General features: G+C 64.4%; 21 protein-coding genes. 18 read left to right on the forward strand and 3 right to left on the reverse strand.

Features of this window, described 5'->3' with window-relative positions; genetic code table 11:
- The first annotated feature begins 15 nt into the window (after positions 1-15).
- The 9 genes from flhB (at position 16) to GCN78_RS27900 (ending at position 9396) form a co-directional block, all read left to right on the forward strand.
- The gene (flhB, locus tag GCN78_RS27860; RefSeq protein WP_152254600.1) at positions 16-1209 is read left to right on the forward strand and encodes a flagellar biosynthesis protein FlhB; all 1194 of its coding nucleotides are present in this window, start codon (positions 16-18) and stop codon (positions 1207-1209) included.
- On the forward strand, positions 1206-3302 hold the full coding sequence (flhA, locus tag GCN78_RS27865; RefSeq protein ID WP_152254601.1) for a flagellar biosynthesis protein FlhA: 2097 nt from the start codon (positions 1206-1208) through the stop codon (positions 3300-3302). The genes flhB and flhA overlap by 4 nt, the downstream gene beginning before the upstream one ends.
- A 267-nt stretch (positions 3303-3569) precedes the next feature.
- Positions 3570-4898, forward strand: a complete 1329-nt coding sequence (gene flhF / locus GCN78_RS27870; RefSeq protein WP_152254602.1) for a flagellar biosynthesis protein FlhF — start codon at positions 3570-3572, stop codon at positions 4896-4898.
- Entirely contained in the window at positions 4891-5754 is an 864-nt protein-coding gene (locus GCN78_RS27875) for a MinD/ParA family ATP-binding protein (protein ID WP_152254603.1), read from the forward strand. Before flhF ends, GCN78_RS27875 begins: the two co-directional genes overlap by 8 nt.
- 47 nt (positions 5755-5801) lie before the next feature.
- The gene (locus tag GCN78_RS27880) at positions 5802-6533 is read left to right on the forward strand and encodes an RNA polymerase sigma factor FliA (RefSeq protein WP_152254604.1); all 732 of its coding nucleotides are present in this window, start codon (positions 5802-5804) and stop codon (positions 6531-6533) included.
- A complete protein-coding gene (locus GCN78_RS27885) occupies positions 6515-7261 on the forward strand; it encodes a flagellar motor protein (protein WP_152254605.1) in 747 nt (248 codons plus the stop codon). Before GCN78_RS27880 ends, GCN78_RS27885 begins: the two co-directional genes overlap by 19 nt.
- 5 nt (positions 7262-7266) lie before the next feature.
- Positions 7267-8049 (forward strand): flagellar motor protein MotD, encoded by a 783-nt coding sequence (gene motD / locus GCN78_RS27890; protein ID WP_152254623.1) that lies wholly within the window; start codon positions 7267-7269, stop codon positions 8047-8049.
- Positions 8050-8111: 62 nt separating this feature from the next.
- Positions 8112-8474, forward strand: coding sequence for a translation initiation factor Sui1 (locus GCN78_RS27895; protein WP_152254606.1), 363 nt, complete (start codon positions 8112-8114; stop codon positions 8472-8474).
- 70 nt (positions 8475-8544) lie between these two features.
- Positions 8545-9396, forward strand: a complete 852-nt coding sequence (locus GCN78_RS27900) for a hypothetical protein (RefSeq protein WP_152254607.1) — start codon at positions 8545-8547, stop codon at positions 9394-9396.
- 52 nt (positions 9397-9448) lie between these two features.
- Here GCN78_RS27900 and GCN78_RS27905 read toward each other — a convergent pair whose 3' ends face one another.
- From GCN78_RS27905 to flgA, 3 genes are all read right to left on the reverse strand, one after another.
- The gene (locus GCN78_RS27905) at positions 9449-9916 is read right to left on the reverse strand and encodes a flagella synthesis protein FlgN (protein ID WP_152254608.1); all 468 of its coding nucleotides are present in this window, start codon (positions 9914-9916) and stop codon (positions 9449-9451) included.
- An 8-nt stretch (positions 9917-9924) separates the two neighbouring features.
- On the reverse strand, positions 9925-10233 hold the full coding sequence (gene flgM / locus GCN78_RS27910; RefSeq protein ID WP_034787161.1) for a flagellar biosynthesis anti-sigma factor FlgM: 309 nt from the start codon (positions 10231-10233) through the stop codon (positions 9925-9927).
- 112 nt (positions 10234-10345) lie between these two features.
- Positions 10346-11041, reverse strand: a complete 696-nt coding sequence (flgA, locus tag GCN78_RS27915; RefSeq protein WP_152254609.1) for a flagellar basal body P-ring formation chaperone FlgA — start codon at positions 11039-11041, stop codon at positions 10346-10348.
- A 191-nt stretch (positions 11042-11232) separates the two neighbouring features.
- Here flgA and flgB point away from each other — a divergent pair, with 191 nt between their 5' ends.
- The 9 genes from flgB to flgJ all read left to right on the forward strand — a co-directional run bounded on the left by flgB (position 11233) and on the right by flgJ (position 18820).
- On the forward strand, positions 11233-11685 hold the full coding sequence (gene flgB, locus GCN78_RS27920) for a flagellar basal body rod protein FlgB (protein ID WP_152254610.1): 453 nt from the start codon (positions 11233-11235) through the stop codon (positions 11683-11685).
- Positions 11686-11687: 2 nt separating this feature from the next.
- Complete coding sequence (flgC, locus tag GCN78_RS27925) at positions 11688-12089, forward strand: flagellar basal body rod protein FlgC (protein WP_071075845.1); 402 nt, start codon at positions 11688-11690, stop codon at positions 12087-12089.
- 15 nt (positions 12090-12104) lie between these two features.
- A complete protein-coding gene (locus tag GCN78_RS27930) occupies positions 12105-12803 on the forward strand; it encodes a flagellar hook assembly protein FlgD (protein ID WP_152254611.1) in 699 nt (232 codons plus the stop codon).
- A gap of 54 nt (positions 12804-12857) precedes the next feature.
- The gene (locus GCN78_RS27935) at positions 12858-14405 is read left to right on the forward strand and encodes a flagellar hook protein FlgE (protein ID WP_152254612.1); all 1548 of its coding nucleotides are present in this window, start codon (positions 12858-12860) and stop codon (positions 14403-14405) included.
- A 60-nt stretch (positions 14406-14465) separates the two neighbouring features.
- A complete protein-coding gene (locus GCN78_RS27940; RefSeq protein ID WP_152254613.1) occupies positions 14466-15209 on the forward strand; it encodes a flagellar basal body rod protein FlgF in 744 nt (247 codons plus the stop codon).
- Positions 15210-15281: 72 nt separating this feature from the next.
- Positions 15282-16064, forward strand: a complete 783-nt coding sequence (gene flgG / locus GCN78_RS27945; protein WP_034754070.1) for a flagellar basal-body rod protein FlgG — start codon at positions 15282-15284, stop codon at positions 16062-16064.
- Positions 16065-16114: 50 nt separating this feature from the next.
- Positions 16115-16765, forward strand: coding sequence for a flagellar basal body L-ring protein FlgH (locus GCN78_RS27950; RefSeq protein WP_152254614.1), 651 nt, complete (start codon positions 16115-16117; stop codon positions 16763-16765).
- Between the two features lie 2 nt (positions 16766-16767).
- Complete coding sequence (locus GCN78_RS27955) at positions 16768-17883, forward strand: flagellar basal body P-ring protein FlgI (RefSeq protein WP_152254615.1); 1116 nt, start codon at positions 16768-16770, stop codon at positions 17881-17883.
- Positions 17884-17893: 10 nt separating this feature from the next.
- The gene (gene flgJ / locus GCN78_RS27960; protein WP_152254616.1) at positions 17894-18820 is read left to right on the forward strand and encodes a flagellar assembly peptidoglycan hydrolase FlgJ; all 927 of its coding nucleotides are present in this window, start codon (positions 17894-17896) and stop codon (positions 18818-18820) included.
- The last annotated feature ends 58 nt before the right edge of the window (positions 18821-18878 follow it).

Consider the following 18878-nt stretch of genomic DNA (forward strand, 5'->3'; position numbering starts at 1 on the left):
CACCGGAGTTGATTGATGTCGGAAGACAGCGACGCAGAAAAGACCGAAGCCGCGTCACCGAAGCGCCTCGAGCAGGCGCGTGAGGAAGGCGACGTTCCGCGATCGCGTGAAGTGGCCACGTTTACGGTGCTGATGGCGTCCGGCTGCTGCCTGTGGTTTGCCGGCGACGCCATCGTGCGGCGGCTGACGGCCGTCATGGTGTCCGGCCTGACCCTGGACCGGGAGCAGATCCTCAATCCCGACGCGATGATGTTGCGCATCGGCTACGACGTGGGCTCGGTCTTGCTGACTTGCCTGCCGTACGCGCTGGCCATCATGCTCGTCGCCCTGGCCTCGCCCGTGCTGGTGGGCGGCTGGCTGTTCAGTTCCAAGGCGTTTACCCCCAATTTTGGCAAGCTCAACCCGATTCGCGGCCTGGGCAATATGTTTTCGAAGAATGCGCTGGTGGAATTGCTCAAGGCCATCGCCAAGACCCTCGTCGTCGGCGTCGTCGCCTGGATGGTGATGCAGCATCAAAAGGACGCCGTGCTGGGCCTGTCGGTCGAATCCTTGCGCTCCGGCTCGGCCCATCTGATCAGCCTGCTGATCACGGCCTTCCTGCTGATCGTCGGCGCGCTGGGCCTGATCGCCGCCATCGACGGTCCCTACCAGATGTGGCACTACGCCAACAAGATGAAAATGTCCTTGCAGGAAGTCAAGCAAGAGGCGAAGGAGTCGGACGGCAATCCGCAGATCAAGGCGAAGATCCGCCAGATGCAGCATGAAATGTCGCGCCGCCGCATGATGGCCGACGTGCCGACGGCCGACGTGGTGGTGACCAACCCGACGCACTACGCGGTGGCGCTGAAATACGGCGAGAATTCGCGCGGCGCGCCGCAGGTGGTGGCCAAGGGCGTCGACGAGGTGGCGGCGAAGATCCGCGAACTGGCCGGCGAACACAAGGTCGCCATCCTGGAAGCGCCGGCCCTGGCGCGCGCGCTGTACAAGCACACGGACATCGGCGACGAGATTCCCGAGGCGCTGTATGGCGCCGTGGCCGAAGTACTGGCCTACGTGTTCCAGCTGCGCAGCTACGGCAACGGCCACGGCGAGCGTCCCGACAAGCCGAAGAAACTCGACGTGCCGCCCGAGCTCGACCCACAGAACCCCGCATCGCAGACCCCGCCCGCAGCCGGCGCGGCAGACAAGAATAAAGGAAGTACACCATGAACGGCCTGAGATTGCCAGCCTGGCTCAGCGGAATGGGCAACAACGCCAGCAAGGGCATCGCCGCGCCGATCATCATCATCATGCTGCTGGCGATGATGGTGCTGCCGCTGCCCGCCTTCATCCTCGACATTTTCTTCAGTTTCAATATCGCGCTGTCCATCATCGTGCTGCTGACGGCGCTGTACACGGTCAAGCCGCTCGACTTCATGGCGTTCCCGACCATCCTGCTCGTGTCGACCATGCTGCGCCTGTCGCTGAACGTGGCGTCCACGCGCGTGGTGCTGACGGAAGGCCATACGGGCGCCGACGCGGCCGGTAAAGTGATCGAGGCCTTCGGTCACTTCTTGATTGGCGGCAACTACACGGTCGGTATCGTGGTCTTCATTATTTTGACGATCATCAACTTTACCGTGGTGACCAAGGGTGCGGGCCGTATCGCCGAGGTGGGCGCCCGTTTCGCGCTGGACGCCATGCCCGGTAAACAAATGGCCATCGATGCCGACCTGAACGCGGGCCTGATCGGCGAAGACGAAGCGCGCCGCCGCCGCACGGAAGTGGCGCAGGAAGCGGAATTCTATGGCGCCATGGACGGCGCCAGCAAATACGTGCGCGGCGACGCCATCGCCGGCATCATGGTCACCGTCATCAACATCGTCGGCGGCTTGCTGGTGGGTTTGCTGCAGCACGACATGGGCTTTGCCGATGCGCTCAAGAACTACACCTTGCTGGCCATCGGTGACGGCCTGGTGGCGCAGATTCCTTCGCTGATCATTTCCACGGCGGCCGGTATCGTCGTCTCGCGCGTGGCCAGCGAACAGGACATCGGCACCCAGCTGGTGGGCCAATTGTTCGCGAAGCCGCAAGTGCTGTATATCACCGCCGGCATCATCGGCGGCATGGGCCTGATTCCCGGCATGCCGAACATGGTCTTCATCCTGCTGGCCTCGTTGCTGGCCGGCTCCGCCTATCTGATCAGCAAGAAGCGCACGCAGGCAAAAGAGGCGGCCGAAAAGCCGGCCGAAGTGCCGCAAGCAACCGTGGCGCCCGAGCAGGAAGAAGCCAGCTGGCAAGACATCATGCCCGTCGACACCCTGGGCCTGGAAGTGGGCTACCGTTTGATCCCGCTGGTCGACAAGACGCAGGGCGGCGAATTGCTCAAACGTATCAAGGGCATCCGCAAGAAATTCGCCCAGGAAGTGGGTTTCCTGGCGCCGCCCGTGCATATCCGCGACAACCTGGAATTGAAGCCGTCCGCCTACCGCATCACCCTCAAGGGCGTGGAAGTGGGCGTGGGCGAAGCGTTCAACGGCCAGTTCCTGGCCATCAATCCCGGCATGGCCAGCGGCACCTTGCCGGGCCTGGCCACGAACGACCCCGCCTTCGGCCTGCCCGCCACCTGGATCGACGCCAGCTTGCGCGACCAGGCGCAATCGATGGGCTACACGGTGGTCGATGCGGGCACCGTGGTGGCCACGCACTTGAATCATCTGATCACCTCGCACGCGTCCGAACTGCTGGGCCGCGCGGAAGTGCAGTCGCTGCTCGATCACCTGGGCAAGGAATCGCCGCGCCTGGTGGAAGACCTGGTGCCGAAGATGCTGTCGCTGTCGACCCTGCAAAAAGTGCTGCAGAACCTGCTGGCCGAGGGCGTGCACATCCGCGACATGCGCACCGTCATCGAAACCCTGGCCGAGCATACGGTCAATACGCAAGACCCGAACGACCTGACGGCGCTGGTGCGCGTGGCCCTGGGCCGCGCCATCGTGCAGCAACTGTTCCCCGGCGCGGCCGAACTGTCCGTGATGACGCTCGACAGCCGCCTGGAGCGCCTGCTGATGCAGGCGATGGGCAATGGCGGCGATGGCGCCGGCATCGAGCCGGGCTTGGCCGACACCATCGCGCACCAGGCGGGCCTGGCTGCCCAGCAGCAGGAAGCGCTGGGCCTGACACCGGTGCTGCTGGTGCCTGCGCCGCTGCGCGCCTTGCTGTCGCGTTTCCTGCGCCGCGCCTTGCCGCAACTGAAAGTGCTGTCGCATGCGGAAGTGCCGGAAACCAAGACCATCCGCGTGACGGCGCTGGTGGGCGCGCAATAGTTGACAGCATTAGTACCGGGGTCAGACCCGCCGGGTCTGACCCCAGCCCTTGCTTTTGGTCAAATAAACATCAATTTCCTGCTGGCAAACTGAATAACGGGTACTTTCCCGTCCTGTTCCTTCGATCATTTCCTGTAAGCATCGCTAATAATGGAAACTGTCCGGGTGATCTGTGTCCATGTGGAAGACAGCACTCAAGCAACAGGAGTCGACGATGGTCACACAGTTCAGCCAATATTGCGCCACCCCCGCCCTGGGAGGCCGGTCATGAATGTGAAGAAATTTACGGGCGCCTCGTCGCGCGATGCGCTGCGCAAGGTGCGCGAAGCGCTGGGCCCCGATGCCGTGATCCTGTCGAACCGCCAGGCCGACGGCGTGGTGGAGATCCTCGCGCTGGCCAATGACGATGCCGCTTCGCTGGCGTCGCCGCCGGCCGCATCCGAAATGTCGCAGCCCCGTCCCCAGTTGCAGACCCAGTTCGCCACGCCGCAGCGTCCGGCCGCCCCGGCCCAGCGCCCGGCCGCGCCACGTCCTGCCGCACCGCGCCAGGTAGCCGGCGAGCCAGTGGACATGGCCCGCATGCAGCAGATGATGGCCAGCGCGCTGGCGCACGTCAAGGAAAACGCCGCCGCCGAGATGAGCGGCATGATGAATGAAATCCGCGCTATGCGCGGCATGATGGAAACCCAGCTGGCGGAAATCTCGTGGGGGTCGACACAGCAGCGCGAGCCGCAAAAAGCCGTCGTGCTGCGTGAAATGCTGGCGGCCGGCTTCTCTGCCAGCCTGGCGCGCTACCTGATCGACAAGCTGCCAGCCGGCCTCGATGGCGCGCAAAGCATGCGCTGGATTAAGACGGTCCTGAGCCGCAACCTGAACACGGTCGCCAATGAAGACGCGATGCTGGAGCAGGGCGGCGTGTTTGCCCTGGTCGGCCCGACGGGCGTCGGCAAGACCACCAGCACGGCCAAGCTGGCGGCCCGCTGCGTGATGCGCCACGGCCCGGAAAAGCTGGCCCTGATCACCACGGACGCCTATCGTATCGGCGCGCACGAGCAATTGCGCATCTATGGCAAGATCCTCGGCGTGATGGTGCATTCGGTGAAGGACGAGGCGGACTTGCGCATCGCCCTGAAGGAACTCAAGAACAAGCACACGGTGCTGATCGATACGGTGGGCGTGAGCCAGCGCGACCAGATGGTGACGGAACAGGTGGCCATGCTGTCGGGCGCCGGCGCCGACGTGAAACGCCTGCTGTGCCTCAATTCCACGGCGACGCAGGAAACCCTCAACGAAGTGGTGCGCGCCTATCAGGGCAGCGGCCTGGCCGGCTGCATCATGACCAAGCTCGATGAAGCGGCCTCGATCGGTAACGTGCTCGACGTGGTGATCCGCCAGAAACTGAATCTGTTTTATGTGTCGAACGGCCAGCGCGTACCGGAAGACCTGTACCTGGCCGACCGCGGCTACCTGATCGACCGCGCCTTCAAGCTCAAGCGCGATGCGGCGGCCACGCAGTTTTCCGATGCCGAACTGCCGCTGCTGATGGCGCAGGCGGCCGCCCGCAACAATGAAGCGCGCGGGGTGCGCCTTGGCTAATTTCGATTTCGACCAGGCCGAAGGCCTGCGCCGCATGCTGGCCGGCCCGCAGCCGCGCGTTATGACATTTTTATCGGCCACGCCGCAGGACGACAAGGGCGCCATGCTGGTCAACCTGGGCGCCTCGCTGGTCTACGGCGGCAACGACGTGCTGCTGCTCGACGCCAGCGGCGGCGGTGATGGCGTCGCTGCGCGCCTGGGGCTGGCGCACGGCGCCAGCCTGCGCGACGTGGCGCGCCAGCAGTGCGGCTTGAACCAGGTCATCCACCAGGTGCCGCAAGGCTTCGGCGTGGCCAGCCTGGGCGCGCGCAACCACCTGATGGACAGCATGGATTACGCTTCGGCCGACGAGCTGCGCCGCCTGGGCAAGACCTTTGACGTGCTGGCGCGCCAGAGCGGCATCGTGCTGGTCGACGGCGTCGTCGCCGATGAGGGCGATTGTTTCCCCGTGCCGCTGATGGCTTCTTCGGATATCGTCGTGCAAGTCTCGACCAGCGCCACCTCGATCAAGGCGGCGTACTGCCTGATCAAGCGCCTGAGCCAGGAACTGGGACGCCGTCCGTTCGGCATTCTCGTCACCGGCGCTTCCGAATCCGAAGCAAAAGTGGTATACGATAATATGGCGCAGGCGGCGAGCCGCTACCTGGCCGTGAAGCTGACCTCGATGGGGTCGGTGCCTGCCGATGAGTATCTGCACCGCGCGGCGCGGCTGGGCCGCAGCGTGGTCGATGCCTTTCCGCTGGCGGGAGCGTCGGTGGCGTTTCGCGGACTGGCCGAGCGGCTGGCCCGTTCGGCGGCGCCGGTGCTCGGCGGCACCTTGTACCAGACGGGGAGCCCGCACCAGTTCAGCGCCTGAGACCCACCGCGGCACCAGATAAAAGATGAGAAAACAATAAGCAGCCTATGTACACGGTCAAAGGGAAATCGAACAAGGACTATTTGCTGACGGAGCACATTCCGCTGGTGAAGCGTCTGGCGCACCATATGAAGGCGAAATTGCCGCCTTCGGTCGAGGTCGATGACCTGATCCAGGCCGGCATGATCGGCCTGCTCGATGCCATCAGCCGCTATGAAGAGACGCATGGCGCGCAGTTCGAGACGTATGCCGTGCTGCGCATCCGCGGCGCCATGCTCGATGAATTGCGCACCAGCGACTGGCTGCCGCGCAGCATGCGCCAGAACATGCGCAAGATCGAAGAGGCGATGAGCACCTTGCAGCAGCGCCTCGGCCATCCGCCGACGGAGTCGGAAGTGGCGAAGCTGCTGAAAATGTCGCTGGCCGACTACCAGGAAATGCTGGGCGATGGCGGCGGCCACCAACTGCTGTATTACGAAGATTTTCATGACCCGGACGGCAATGACAGCTTCCTCGACCGCCATTGCGTGGACGAGGACAGCGACCCCTTGCGTTCCCTGCTCGATACCGATTTCCGGCAATCCGTGATCGATGCCATCGACGCGCTGCCGCCACGCGAGAAAATGCTCATGGGCCTGTATTACGAAGAAGAGCTGAACCTGAAGGAGATCGGCGCGGTGATGGGCGTATCCGAATCGCGCGTCTCGCAGCTGCATACCCAGGCCGTCGCGCGCCTGCGCGCAACCTTGAGGGAGCTGGCGTGGACTGGTCCAGCGTAATCGGGCTGGCGCTGGCGCTGGCGGGCCTGCTGGTCGGCCAGGCACTGGAGGGCGGCAAGATGGCCTCCCTGCTGCAGCCGGCCGCCTTCGCCATCGTCATCATCGGCACCTTCGGCGCCGTGCTGCTGCAGACGCGGCTGCGCACCTTCGTGCGCGGCCTGGAAATGCTGCGCTGGGTGTTTTTGCCGCCGCCCGACACGCGCGCCGCGCTGGCGCGCGACATCGGACTATGGAGCTTGACGGCGCGCCGCGACGGCCCGCTGGCGCTCGAACGCCTGATGGAAAACACGGCCGACCGCTTCAATGCCAAGGGCTTGCGCATGATCGTCGACGGCATCGCGCCCGACAAGCTGCGCCAGCTGCTCGACGTGGAAATCTCCGCCTACGAAATGGCCGAGCGCCAGGCCGTCAAGGTGTGGGAATCGGCGGCCGGCTATTCGCCCACCATCGGCATCCTGGGCGCCGTGCTGGGCCTGATCCACGTGATGGAAAACCTCACCGACCCGAGCAAACTGGGCAGCGGCATCGCCGTGGCCTTCGTCTCGACCATTTATGGCGTCGGCCTGGCCAACCTGCTGTTCCTGCCGGTGGCCAACAAGCTCAAGGCCATCGTCTCGCGCCGCGTGCTGCAGTATGAAATCACGGCCGCCGTGCTGTACGACATCGCCACGGGCGACCATACGCGCATCATCGAAGAGCGCGTTTCCAGCCTGCTGCACGAGCACTGACCATGATGCGGCGCGCGCGCAGGAAATATGACGAGGAACCGGACAACCAGGACCGCTGGCTGATCTCGTACGCCGACTTCATCACCCTGCTGTTCGCCTTCTTTGTCGTCATGTATGCGATTTCACAAGTCAACGAAGGCAAATACCGCGTCTTCCAGAGCGCCATCGGCCAGGCCTTCAGTCTGGAAAAGGGCGCGCCGCCCATCATCATGGAAGCGCCGCAAGCCATTCCCTTGCCGAATCCCGCCCTGAAACGCCGCGCGGAAGCCATCCGTCGCGAGCGCGAACACATGACGCGCCTGGCGCAGGACCTCACGTCCACCCTGGCGCCGCTGGTCAAGGAAGGCAAGGTGCGGGTGACGCAGACGAGCCGCGGCGTGAGCGTGGAAATCAATGCCAGCGTGCTGTTCGATCCGGGCGCGGCGGGCCTGACGGCGGAATCGGACCAGGCGCTGCGCGCCGTCGCCGTGCTGCTCAAGGATGACACGCACGATGTGCAGGTGGAAGGGCATACGGATGTCCAGCCGATCAGCAATTCCAGTTTCGCCTCGAACTGGGAATTGTCGGCCGCGCGCGCCAGCGCCGTGGTGCGCCTGTTCATCGCCAGCGGCGTCAAGGCGTCGCGCCTGACGGCCGTGGGTCACGCCGACAACATCCCCGTGGCGCCGAACGCCACGCCGGAAGGGCGCGCGCGCAACCGTCGCGTCGCCGTGACGATTCTCTCGGGCATCCCCGAAACGGTGACGGAAGTGCCGACGGCGCCCATGGCGCCTGCGCCGGCCAACTGAGCCCGTCAACTGCGGGTGCCGCTTGGTACAATCGCCACCTTCCCATTTTTTACGTCTCCATCATGAAAAGCAGCTCCCTGGGCGGTCTCGTCTATTCCACCGAAACGGGCCGCACGTGTCCCGCGTGCCGCCAGCCGCTGGCGCAATGCGCGTGCAAGGCGCAGGCGAAGGCGGCGCCCGCGGGCGACGGCGTGGTGCGCGTGTCGCGCCAGACCAAGGGCCGCGGCGGCAAGAGCGTCACCGTGGTCAAGGGCTTGCCGTTGGACGCCATCGCCCTGGCCTTGCTGGGCAAGCAACTGCGCACGCAGTGCGGTTCGGGCGGCACGGTCAAGGATGGCGTGATCGAAGTGCAGGGCGACCATGTGGACGCCATCCTGGCCGCGCTGCTCAAGCTGGGTCACCAGCCGAAAAAGGCCGGCGGCTGAGCGCGTGGAGGCGTGCGGCATGCCGCCGCGCGCCTGTGGTAACGTGTATTTTCTTTATGCGCCACCTCATATGAATAGCAAACTGACCAGCATCGCCATCGCCGCCGCCATCGCGGCGGGGCTGGCATTCGCGTACTGGCCCGCGCCCGACGGTGCCGCGCCGGCAGCCGTGGTCGCCGGCGGAGCGCCGGCGGGACGCAGCCTGGCGTCGTATCTGGCTATCGATGCCAGCCCCGTCGCCGCTGCCGCGCCCGTTCCCGTGACCCTGGCGCAGCGGCTCGAACGCCTGGGCGCCAGCGGCAAGCCGGAAGACGCATATGCGGCCTACAACCTGCTCGACGACTGCATCGTCTTCCAGCGCGAAAGCCGCTTGCCTGGGCTGGAGTTCGAACTGGGGCGCGAGATGACGGCGGAAGAAAAAACCGCCCAGCAGCAGCTGTGCGCGGGCCTGACGCAGCGCCAGCGCGAGGATCGCCTGGCCTACCTGGCCGCCGCCGCGAAGGCGGGCGTGCCCGGTGCCGCCACGCTGTTCCTGTCGGAAGGGCCGTTCGGCGACCGCAGCGCGCTGCGCGACCGTCCCGACGATCCGCTGGTGCAGGCATGGAAGCGGCAAGCCATAGCCCAGCTGGCGGCGCAGGCGGACGAGGCGGAATTGAGCAGCGTGTCGACCCTGATGATGGCGTATCTGCGCGATGGCGAGGTGGTGCGCAAGGATGCGTCGCAAGCGTATGGTTACCTGCTGGCCTTGCGCCAGGTCTATGACGACATCCTGGCGCCCGGCGTCACCAATCCGTACCAGGATGAATACTGGCACTGGCTGCAAAACGAGCTGACGCCGGAGCAGCAGGCGGCCGCCAGCGCCAGGGCGCAAGCCATCGTGGCGAAATATCGCCAGCATGCGGGGCGTGCCGCGCACGGATGAGCCGGCAAGGCCGCTGCGCCTTGCCGGGGGGATTGCTGTGAACTAGGGGGTATCAGCCGATGACGACGCGACGGCTGGCCGTGTTCGTCGTCGCCTGGCCGCTGGGGCCGTAGAAATTGCCGCTTTGGGCCGGGGGGCGCATGGCGTTCAGGGCGCCTTGCGTGTGCAGCATGTGCTTGTTGACGAGCAGGCTGTTCAGGCGGTTTTGTTCCTTCGCTTCGCGCGTCGTCTCGAGCAAGGCTTTCCACAGGGGCGCCGCTTCCGCTTCGCCGGCGCCGACCAGCCAGTCTTCCATGCCCGCTTCGGCGGCCGTGAAGCCCGCCGCCGCCAGCGCCTGGTGGCGTTGCGCCGCCAGCTGGCTCAATTGTCCGATCAGCGCCGTTTTGCGCACCGTGAGCTCCGCGATTGCATCGATGTCAGCCGCAACCAGATGCCGCTGTTCTTCTTTCATCAATGCCAGCAATGTGGTCATGAGCTGTTGCTCGTCGCGCAGGCTGGAAAACGGAGTCACTGATTGCATGAGGGAACCTATCTATTTCGTGAGTGCAGCAAGTCCTTGACCGTGTCGAGGAGACCGTCCGCCACTTTTTCTGAGTTGACCTGGAACTGGCCGTCGGCGATCGCCAGCTTGATGCGTTCGACTTTTTTCGTGTCGAACACGGCGCCGCTGCCGGCAGTTGCACTGGCCGCCAATGCCTGTCCTTGCGGCGACAGGCGTACATTGTCCGACGTCGTCGGTGTTGCCTGGGCTTTCTCGGCATTCCGGGCGCCGGAGGTACTCGCGGGCGCCACCGGCAGGCCGGGATTGCTTTTAATGGTGTTGTCGGTAATTTTCACAGCGTGATCCTCGTCTGGTCGAAGTCAAAAAAACTCCGGGATATGTGTCTTTATCGGCACCTTTTGCCGAAACTTTAGTGCGCCAGACCAGAATATCGCTGTCCATCCGTGTTTAAAACGCCACCTCCACCAAGCCGCCAGCCCGCGCCACGCCGCTGATCTGCTGGCCGCTCTGCGTGCGTACCTGTACCGTCTGGCCATCGCCGGCGCTGCCGATGGCGCGCCCTTCTGATGCCACCTGGAAACCGTTGCCACTGGAAACGACGCGCACCAGCTGGCCCTGCATCACCACCGGCTTGCGGCGCAGGGTATCGAGGCGCATCGGCGTGCCGGGTGGCAAGGAAATATTCGTGCTGGCGCCCACCACCTGGGCCATGTCGGTGGCGATGCCTGCCGGCAATGCGGCCAGGTCGCCCTGCATCGTCACCAGCTGGCTGGCGTCGATGGCTTGCCCTTGCGCCAGCGGCACGGCGCTGGCCACGTAGTCGCCGACGACGGCCACGTTCGCCTGCACATAAATGGTCCAGCTGGAGGGCGCCGTGCAGCGCACGCCCACGGTGGTCTTGCCCCAGGCGCGCGCGCCCGGCGCCATGAACGCTTGCGGCGCGGGGCAGGCGGCCAGGTTCAGGCGCGGATCGACGGCGCCGACGGTGACCGTCACCTTGCCCGGCAAGCCGTTGCTTTGCACTTGCAGGAATTGTTCCACGCTGTTGCGCAGCGCTTCCGGCGTCTGCCGGCCGGCATTTTGCGCCTGCGCCAGCAGTGGCAGGGCGGCAAGAGCGAAGAGGAAAGCGAGCGGTGTTTTCATGGTGATAGGCCTCTGGAATACTGCCATGATAGTGCGCGCGGCCCCGTTCGAAGCGCCGATTAAGGGGTAAAAGTATGGTCTGATCCGGCGATGGTCTTGCTGGCGGGCACCGTACTATGTTTCCTGTCATCACTATACCGCCATCCTTCCGCCATCTCGGGCGCCAGTGGCAGATCTTTCCGGAGCCTGACATGATAGGGAAACTCGACGATTACATGCGCTTCAACGAGACGGCGCTGAGCCTGCGCTCGACGCGCCAGGAATTGCTCGCCTCGAATATCGCCAACGCCGACACGCCCAATTACAAGGCGCGCGATGTCGATTTCGCCGCCGCCCTGAAGGGCGCGATGGCGCGCAAGGACGGTGTGCCACCGGCACTGAAGGGCACGGCGCCGCAGCATATGCCGGGCAAGGGCGTGGCCGCGGCCGCAGGCGGCAGCACGGGCGGCAAGGTCGAGACCCTGGCCGACGGCACGCCGCTGCTGTACCGCGCGCCGGCCCAGGGCGCCGTCGATGGCAATACGGTCGACATGGATCTCGAGCGCAACGCGTTTGCCGACAACGCCATCCGCTACGAGGCGGCCGTGACGTTCCTCAATTCGCAGATCAAGGGCATGCTGACTGCCATCCAGGGAGGACAATAATCATGTCGCTATTTAATATCTTCAATGTCTCCGGTTCGGCCATGAGCGCCCAGGCGCAGCGCCTGAACACGGTGGCCAGCAATCTGGCCAATGCCGACAGCGCCACCAGCGCCACGGGCGAAGCCTACCGCGCCAAGCAGGTGGTGTTCGAGGCCGTGCCCATGGCCAACGGCGCCACGGCCGTCAAGGTGCAGAAGGTGATCGAAGACCCGTCGCCGATGAAGCTGGTCTACGACCCGAAGAATCCGCTGGCCGACGAGAAGGGCTACGTCACCATGCCCAACGTGAATACGGTCGACGAGATGGTCAACATGCTGTCGGCCTCGCGCTCGTACCAGACCAACGTGGAAACCATGAACGCGGCCAAGTCCCTGCTCCTGAAAACCCTCACCCTCGGCCAATAAGGCTGACTGATCATTATGGCAACCATCGATACCACGACCTCCGTCACCACCGACCTGATGGCGACGATGAATCCGAAGAAGACCACGGCCGCGAAAGGCAGCGTCGAGGAGGAAACAAACAAATTCCTGACCTTGCTGGTGACCCAGCTGCAAAACCAGGACCCGATGAACCCGCTGGACAATGCGCAGCTGACCAGTCAGCTGGCCCAGCTGTCCACGGTGACGGGCGTCAACAAGCTCAACACCACGCTGGAAACGCTCAAGACCAGCTACCAGCAAGCCGAATCCATGCAGGCGGCCAATATCATCGGCCACGGCGTCTTGACGGCAGGGAAGAACATCACCTTGAGCAAGAGCGCGGCCCTGCTGGGCGTGGACCTGGCCACGCCGGCCGACAGCGTCAAGGTCATCATCTACAACAGTGCGGGCAAAGAAGTCCATTCCATCGACCTGGGCCCGCAGGACGCGGGTACCTTGCCGCTGGGCTGGAACGGCTCCACGGCCGAGCTCGACAAGGATGGCAAGAACATCGTGCTCGCTGACGGCGCCTATACGTTCTCGGTGGAAGCGACGCGCGGCGGCGCCAAGCTCAAGGATGCAGCGGCGCTGATGTTCGGTTCGGTCGCCAGCGTGTCGACGGGCGCCAGCGGCGTGAAGTTGAATGTGCCGGGCGTGGGCAGCATCACCATGGCCGATGTGAAACAGATTTTGTAAGCCGCTCATTTGTAGCGTAGACCCTCTACCCCTATTTTCTACCAGGAGAACACAATGTCTTTCCAACAAGGCCTGAGCGGCTTGAACGGCGCCGCCAAATCGCTGGACGTCATCGGCAACAACATCGCCAACTCGGCCACCGTGGGTTTCAAGCAATCGCAGGCGCAGTTCGCCGACATCTATGCCAACTCGCTGTATGGCGTGGGCGGCAACCAGCCCGGTATCGGCGTGTCCGTGTCGCAAGTGGCGCAGCTGTTCAACCAGGGGAACCTGGAGAGTTCATCCAATCCGCTCGACATCGCCATCAATGGCGGCGGTTTCTTCCGCACCAGCGTGAACGGCGCCATCCAGTATTCGCGCAACGGCCAGTTCCAGGTCGACAAGAGCGGTTTCATCATCAATGCCCAGAAAGCCCAGCTGACCGGTTATCCGGCCGATGCGAACGGCAAGATCCTGGCCGGCGCCACCGTGCCGCTGCAGATCGACCCGTCCGACATGGCGCCGCAGGCGACCACCAAGGTCGACACCCAGGTCAACCTCGATTCCAACTCGGCCATGCCGACCGTGGTGCCATTCAGCGTAGGCGAGCAAAAGTCGTGGACCAAGCAATTCCCCGTGCCCGTCTACGATTCGCTGGGCAATTCGCACACCATGTCCAATTTCTATGTCAAGACGGGCACCAATACCTGGGATGTCTACTCGGCCACTGACGGCAAGGAAATTACCAGCGCGAAAGTGGCAGCGGCAGCGCAGACCGATGCCGCCTCGCTGGCTGCGCGCAGCGCCTACCAGGCCGCCGTCACGGCCGTGCCGCTGGTGCCGGCAAATATCACGGCTGCCGCCATCGCCTATGGCAATGCGGCCGGCGCCGCCGTGCGCGCCGCCGCCGCAGCGGCCGGCGCCAGCCCGGCCCAGCTGGCCGCCATCAGCGCCACCTATGGCAGCGCCGTGCCCAATGGCGTCAATTCCAGCTTGACGCCAGACCAGATCGACAAGAATATCGCCTCGGTGACGGAAGTGCCCGCCGTAAGGTCGGCTTCGCTGGTGTTCAACAGCGTCGGCAGCCTGGACAAGGCCGCCATGCTGGCACTGACGCCGCCGCAAACCCTGCCGGTGACGGTTAACCTGCCCGTCTTCCCCGCCACGGGCGCGAACGCGAATCTGGCGATCAAGGTCGACTTCACCAATTCCACCCAGCTCAGTTCGTCCACCAGCGAAAAGCGCACTGTGGCCGATGGCTACGCGGCCGGCCAGCTGGACCGTTTCGTCGTGGGCAGCGATGGCGTGATCCAGGGCCAGTATAACAATGGCAAGACGCGCGACATGGGCCAGGTGGTGCTGACCAAATTTGCCAATCCGAATGGCCTCGAGCCGCTGGGCAACAATGCCTGGGCGGAAAGCTCGACCTCGGGCAGTCCGATGACGGGCGAGCCGAGCTCGGGTGGTCTGGGCGACTTGCGCGCCTCGGCGGTGGAGGTGTCGAACGTCGACCTGACGGCCGAACTGGTCAACATGATCACGGCCCAGCGCGCCTACCAGGCGAATGCGCAGACCATCAAGACGCAGGATTCCGTCCTGCAAACCTTGGTCAACCTGCGTTAAGGGTAAGGGGAGCGGTTCTTTCGGACTGCTCCCGGCTTTCGTTTTGCACGGAGAAAACACATGGACCGTCTCATCTACACCGCCGGCTCGGGCGCCAAGCACATCCTGGACAAGCAGGCGACCACGGCGAACAACCTGGCGAACGCCACCAGCACGGGTTTCCGTGCCCAGCTCGACTCGTTCCGCGCCGTGCCCGTGGTGGCCGACGGCATGATGCCGACGCGCGCCTTCGTCGTCGATTCGACGGTCGGTTCCGATTTCACGCAAGGTCCCATGCAGCACACGGGCCGCGCGCTCGACGTGGCGGTGGAAAACGGTGGCTGGATCGCGGTGCAGTCGGCCGACGGCTCCGAAGCCTACACGCGCAACGGCGCCCTGAAACTCAATGAAAACGGCATGCTGCAGACGCAGTCGGGCCTGATGGTGCAGGGCGATACGGGGCCCATGGCGATTCCGCCCGGCGTGACGGTGGCCATCAGCGGCGATGGCACGGTGGGCACGATTTCCACGGACGTGCCGCCGGGCCCGTCGACGGTGCTGGGACGCATCAAGCTGGTCAACCCGCCCGAGCAGCAGCTGGTGCGCGGCGACGACGGCTTGTTCCGCCTGAAGGATGGCACGGTGGCGCAGGCCGACCAGGCCGTCAAGCTGACGACGGGCGCGCTGGAAGGCAGCAATGTCAGCCCCGTCGACTCGATGGTCAGCATGATCGCCCTGGCGCGCCAGTTCGAAACGCAAATGAGCCTGTTGAAGAATGCCGAGAATAACGCGGCGAAAGCCACCCAGATCCTCGCTTTGAATTGATGGGGGCGCCCGCATAATGGTCACATAGAAATAGTCTACAGGGCTGGTTAGCGCTGTTATTGGAGAAAAATCATGATTCGTTCCCTTTGGATTGCCAAGACCGGCCTGGAAGCGCAGCAGACGCAGATGGACGTGATCGCCAATAACCTGGCCAACGTCAGCACCACCGGCTTCAAGAAGTCGCGCGCCGTGTTCGAGGACTTGCTGTATCAAAATGTGCGCCAGCCGGGCGCGCAATCGTCGCAGCAGACCCAGCTGCCATCGGGCTTGCAGATCGGCACGGGCGTACGCACCGTGGCCACCGAACGCATCCATACCCAGGGCAATCCCCAGGCTTCCGGCAATTCGCGCGACGTGATGGTCAACGGCACAGGCTTTTTCCAGGTGCTGATGCCGGACGGCGCCACCGCCTACACCCGCGACGGCTCGTTCCAGACGGATGCCAACGGCCAGCTCGTCACCTCGGAAGGCTTCGTCATCCAGCCCGCCATCACCGTGCCGACCAACGCGCTGAGCCTGACCGTGGCGCGCGACGGCACCGTCTCCGTCACCTTGCCCGACACGGTGGCGCCTTCGCAGATCGGCTCGCTGCAGCTGACCACCTTCGTCAACCCGGCCGGCCTGGAGTCGAAGGGCGAAAACCTGTACATGGAAACGGGCGCCTCCGGCGTGGCGCAGACCAACACCCCGGGCACGAACGGCGCCGGCGTGCTGATGCAGGGCTACATCGAGACGTCGAACGTCAACGTGGCCGAGGAAATGGTCAACATGATCCAGACCCAGCGCGCGTACGAGATCAACAGCAAGGCCATCACCACGTCCGATCAAATGCTGCAGAAATTGTCGCAACTTTAATTTTCATAGTCGTCATGCCATCCGCCGCCGGATGGCAGCGGAGGTTCGCCATGCAATACCCCATCATCGCCCTGTTGTCCGCAGTCCTGCTGTCCGGCTGCGCCATCACGCCTACGTCCATCGTGCAATATCCCACCAGCACGCGCGCGCCGATGCCCGAACCGGTGGTCGTCAACAACGGGTCCATCTACCAGCCGTCGACCTACCGTCCCGCCTTCGAAGACCGCCGCGCGCGCCACGTGGGCGACACCATGACGATCGCCATCACCGAGCGCACGAATGCCGTCAAGGCGGGCGCCAGTTCCGGCAACAAGTCGGGCAGCGTGGGTTTCAGCACGCCCGGCTTCGCCCAGGGACGCTTCGGTGGCACCGTGGCGGCGAATGGCGCGACGAAATTTGCCGATGGCGACAACCAGTCCGCCAGCAACACGTTTTCCGGCACGATCGGCGTGACGGTGATCGAGGTCTTGCCAAACGGTAATCTCATCGTCGCCGGGGAAAAACAGATCGCCATGAACAAGGGCACGGAATTCATCCGCTTCTCGGGCATGGTCAATCCGGACACCATCGGCACGGGCAACGTCGTGCCATCGACCCAGGTGGCCGAGGCACGCGTCGAATACCGCACCAACAGCCAGATCGACCGCGCCGAAATGGCCTCGATGGCGTCGCGCTTCTTCCTCAGCCTGCTGCCATTCTGATCATGGCAACGTTGACCTTTCCCCGCCTTGTCGCCGTTTTCGGCCTGGCCATCTCCCTGCTGGCGCCCGTGGCGCAGGCCGAGCGCATCAAGGACCTGGCCAGCATTGCCGGCGTGCGCCAGAATCAGCTGATGGGTTATGGCCTCGTCGTGGGTCTCGACGGCAGTGGCGACCAGACCACGCAAACCCCGTTCACCATCCAGAGCGTGGCGGCGATGCTGCAGCAGCAGGGCATCAATTTGCCGCAAGGCACCAGTTTGCAGCTGAAAAACGTGGCCGCCGTGATGGTGACGACGGCCTTGCCCGCGTTTGCCCAGCCGGGCCAGTTGCTCGATGTGACGGTCTCGTCGATGGGCAATGCGAAAAGCTTGCGCGGCGGCACCTTGCTGATGACCCCCTTGAAGGGCGCCGATGGCCAGGTGTACGGCATGGCGCAGGGCAACGTGCTGGTCGGCGGCGTGGGCGCGCAGGCGGCCGGCAGCTCCGTCGTCATCAATCACTTGAGCGTGGGCCGCATCTCGGGCGGCGCGACGGTCGAGCGCACCGTGCCTTCGGCGCTGGGCGCCAACAACACCATCCGCCTGGAATTGAACGCCACCGATTTCGCCACCGCCAGCCGCGTGGTCGACGCCATCAACAGCCGCTACGGCGCGGGCACGGCCGCCGCGCTCGATGGCCGCGTGATCCAGGTGCAGTCGCCCAGCGGCAGCGACCAGCGCGTGTCCTTCCTGGGCCAGCTGGAAAGTATCGAAGTCAATCCTGCCCGCCTGGCGGCCAAGGTCATCATGAATGCGCGCACGGGTTCCGTCGTGATGAACCAGTCCGTGACCCTGGAAACGTGCGCCATTTCCCACGGCAACCTGTCCGTCACCATCAATGTCGAGCCGCAAGTGAGCCAGCCGGCCCCCTTGTCGGGCGGGCGCACGGTGGTCACGCAGACGGCGCAGATCGATATCAAGAAGGAACCGGGCAAGGTCATGCTGGTCAAGGGCGGCGCCTCGCTGTCCGAGGTGGTCAAGGCCCTCAACGCCATCGGCGCCTCGCCGCAAGACTTGCTGGCCATCCTGCAGGCGATGAAAGCGGCCGGTTCGCTGCGCGCCGAACTCGAAATCATTTGATGGGCACGCCATGATCAGCCAAACCGACCTCAGCAATACCGCCGCCTATGACGTGAAAGGCATGGATGGCTTGCGCCAGTCCGCCAAGGCGAAGGACCCCGCCGCCCTGAAAGAGGCGGCCACGCAATTCGAAGCCATGTTCATCAACATGATGATGAAAAGCATGCGCGAAGCCACGCCGCAGGACGGCATCATGGATAGTCAGCAAAGCAAGATGTACACCTCGATGCTGGACCAGCAGACGAGCCAGAACCTGGCCAAGCGGGGCACGGGCCTGGCTGACGTGCTGATCCGCCAGCTGTCGTCGTCGAACCAGGCGCTGGCCGCCGATGGCGCCGAAGCGCCGTCGCCCCGGTCTTCCAGCATGGCGCAGGCGCTGGCCGCCTTCCGCCAGCAGCAGGGCGCCCTCGCCGAGGGGGCAGGCGTTGCCAGCGGCGCTGGCAAGACCCTGAGCGACAAGGCCAACGCCACACAGGCGCCGCATGTGCGCGCCTTCCAGGAAAAGTTGGGTGTGCATGCGGAAGAAGCGAGCCGCGCCACCGGCATCCCGGCCAAGTTCATGCTGGGCCAGGCGGCGCTGGAAACGGGCTGGGGCAAGCGCGAAATCATCGGCCGCGACGGCAGCAGCAGCCACAACCTGTTCGGCATCAAGGCAACAAACGACTGGAAGGGCAAGGTCACGGAAGCCGTCACGACGGAGTATGTGAATGGCAAGGCGCAGCGCAAGGTGGAAAAATTCCGCGCCTACGACAGCTATGCGGACAGCTTCAAGGATTACGCGCAGTTGATTACCAACAACAAACGCTACGAAAAAGTGCTGGCCAGCGCGGGCGACGCCAGCACCTTCGCCCAGGGCTTGCAGAAAGCCGGCTACGCGACGGATCCGAATTACGCTGCCAAATTGACAAAAATTATCAAGCATTCGCTGGTCGGTTAAGGCGCCGCCTTGCCCCCGTGCAGGCCGCGCGCTTCAAGTTTTCGCCGCGCCTGCCGTA

It is taken from the genome of Janthinobacterium rivuli (assembly GCF_009208735.1).
Taxonomy (GTDB): Bacteria; Pseudomonadota; Gammaproteobacteria; order Burkholderiales; family Burkholderiaceae_D; genus Janthinobacterium.

What these genes read in the sequence shown, in the direction of transcription:
- flgA (WP_152254609.1), bottom strand. Translation starts at nt 11,041, where the DNA reads ATGAAAACACCGCTCGCTTTCCTCTTCGCTCTTGCCGCCCTGCCACTG.
- flhB (WP_152254600.1), top strand. Translation starts at nt 16, where the DNA reads ATGTCGGAAGACAGCGACGCAGAAAAGACCGAAGCCGCGTCACCGAAG.
- GCN78_RS27905 (WP_152254608.1), bottom strand. Translation starts at nt 9,916, where the DNA reads ATGCAATCAGTGACTCCGTTTTCCAGCCTGCGCGACGAGCAACAGCTC.
- flgJ (WP_152254616.1), top strand. Translation starts at nt 17,894, where the DNA reads ATGATCAGCCAAACCGACCTCAGCAATACCGCCGCCTATGACGTGAAA.
- flhA (WP_152254601.1), top strand. Translation starts at nt 1,206, where the DNA reads ATGAACGGCCTGAGATTGCCAGCCTGGCTCAGCGGAATGGGCAACAAC.
- GCN78_RS27900 (WP_152254607.1), top strand. Translation starts at nt 8,545, where the DNA reads ATGAATAGCAAACTGACCAGCATCGCCATCGCCGCCGCCATCGCGGCG.
- flgG (WP_034754070.1), top strand. Translation starts at nt 15,282, where the DNA reads ATGATTCGTTCCCTTTGGATTGCCAAGACCGGCCTGGAAGCGCAGCAG.
- flhF (WP_152254602.1), top strand. Translation starts at nt 3,570, where the DNA reads ATGAATGTGAAGAAATTTACGGGCGCCTCGTCGCGCGATGCGCTGCGC.
- flgC (WP_071075845.1), top strand. Translation starts at nt 11,688, where the DNA reads ATGTCGCTATTTAATATCTTCAATGTCTCCGGTTCGGCCATGAGCGCC.
- motD (WP_152254623.1), top strand. Translation starts at nt 7,267, where the DNA reads ATGCGGCGCGCGCGCAGGAAATATGACGAGGAACCGGACAACCAGGAC.
- GCN78_RS27955 (WP_152254615.1), top strand. Translation starts at nt 16,768, where the DNA reads ATGGCAACGTTGACCTTTCCCCGCCTTGTCGCCGTTTTCGGCCTGGCC.
- GCN78_RS27950 (WP_152254614.1), top strand. Translation starts at nt 16,115, where the DNA reads ATGCAATACCCCATCATCGCCCTGTTGTCCGCAGTCCTGCTGTCCGGC.
- GCN78_RS27935 (WP_152254612.1), top strand. Translation starts at nt 12,858, where the DNA reads ATGTCTTTCCAACAAGGCCTGAGCGGCTTGAACGGCGCCGCCAAATCG.
- flgB (WP_152254610.1), top strand. Translation starts at nt 11,233, where the DNA reads ATGATAGGGAAACTCGACGATTACATGCGCTTCAACGAGACGGCGCTG.
- GCN78_RS27895 (WP_152254606.1), top strand. Translation starts at nt 8,112, where the DNA reads ATGAAAAGCAGCTCCCTGGGCGGTCTCGTCTATTCCACCGAAACGGGC.
- GCN78_RS27940 (WP_152254613.1), top strand. Translation starts at nt 14,466, where the DNA reads ATGGACCGTCTCATCTACACCGCCGGCTCGGGCGCCAAGCACATCCTG.
- GCN78_RS27880 (WP_152254604.1), top strand. Translation starts at nt 5,802, where the DNA reads ATGTACACGGTCAAAGGGAAATCGAACAAGGACTATTTGCTGACGGAG.
- GCN78_RS27930 (WP_152254611.1), top strand. Translation starts at nt 12,105, where the DNA reads ATGGCAACCATCGATACCACGACCTCCGTCACCACCGACCTGATGGCG.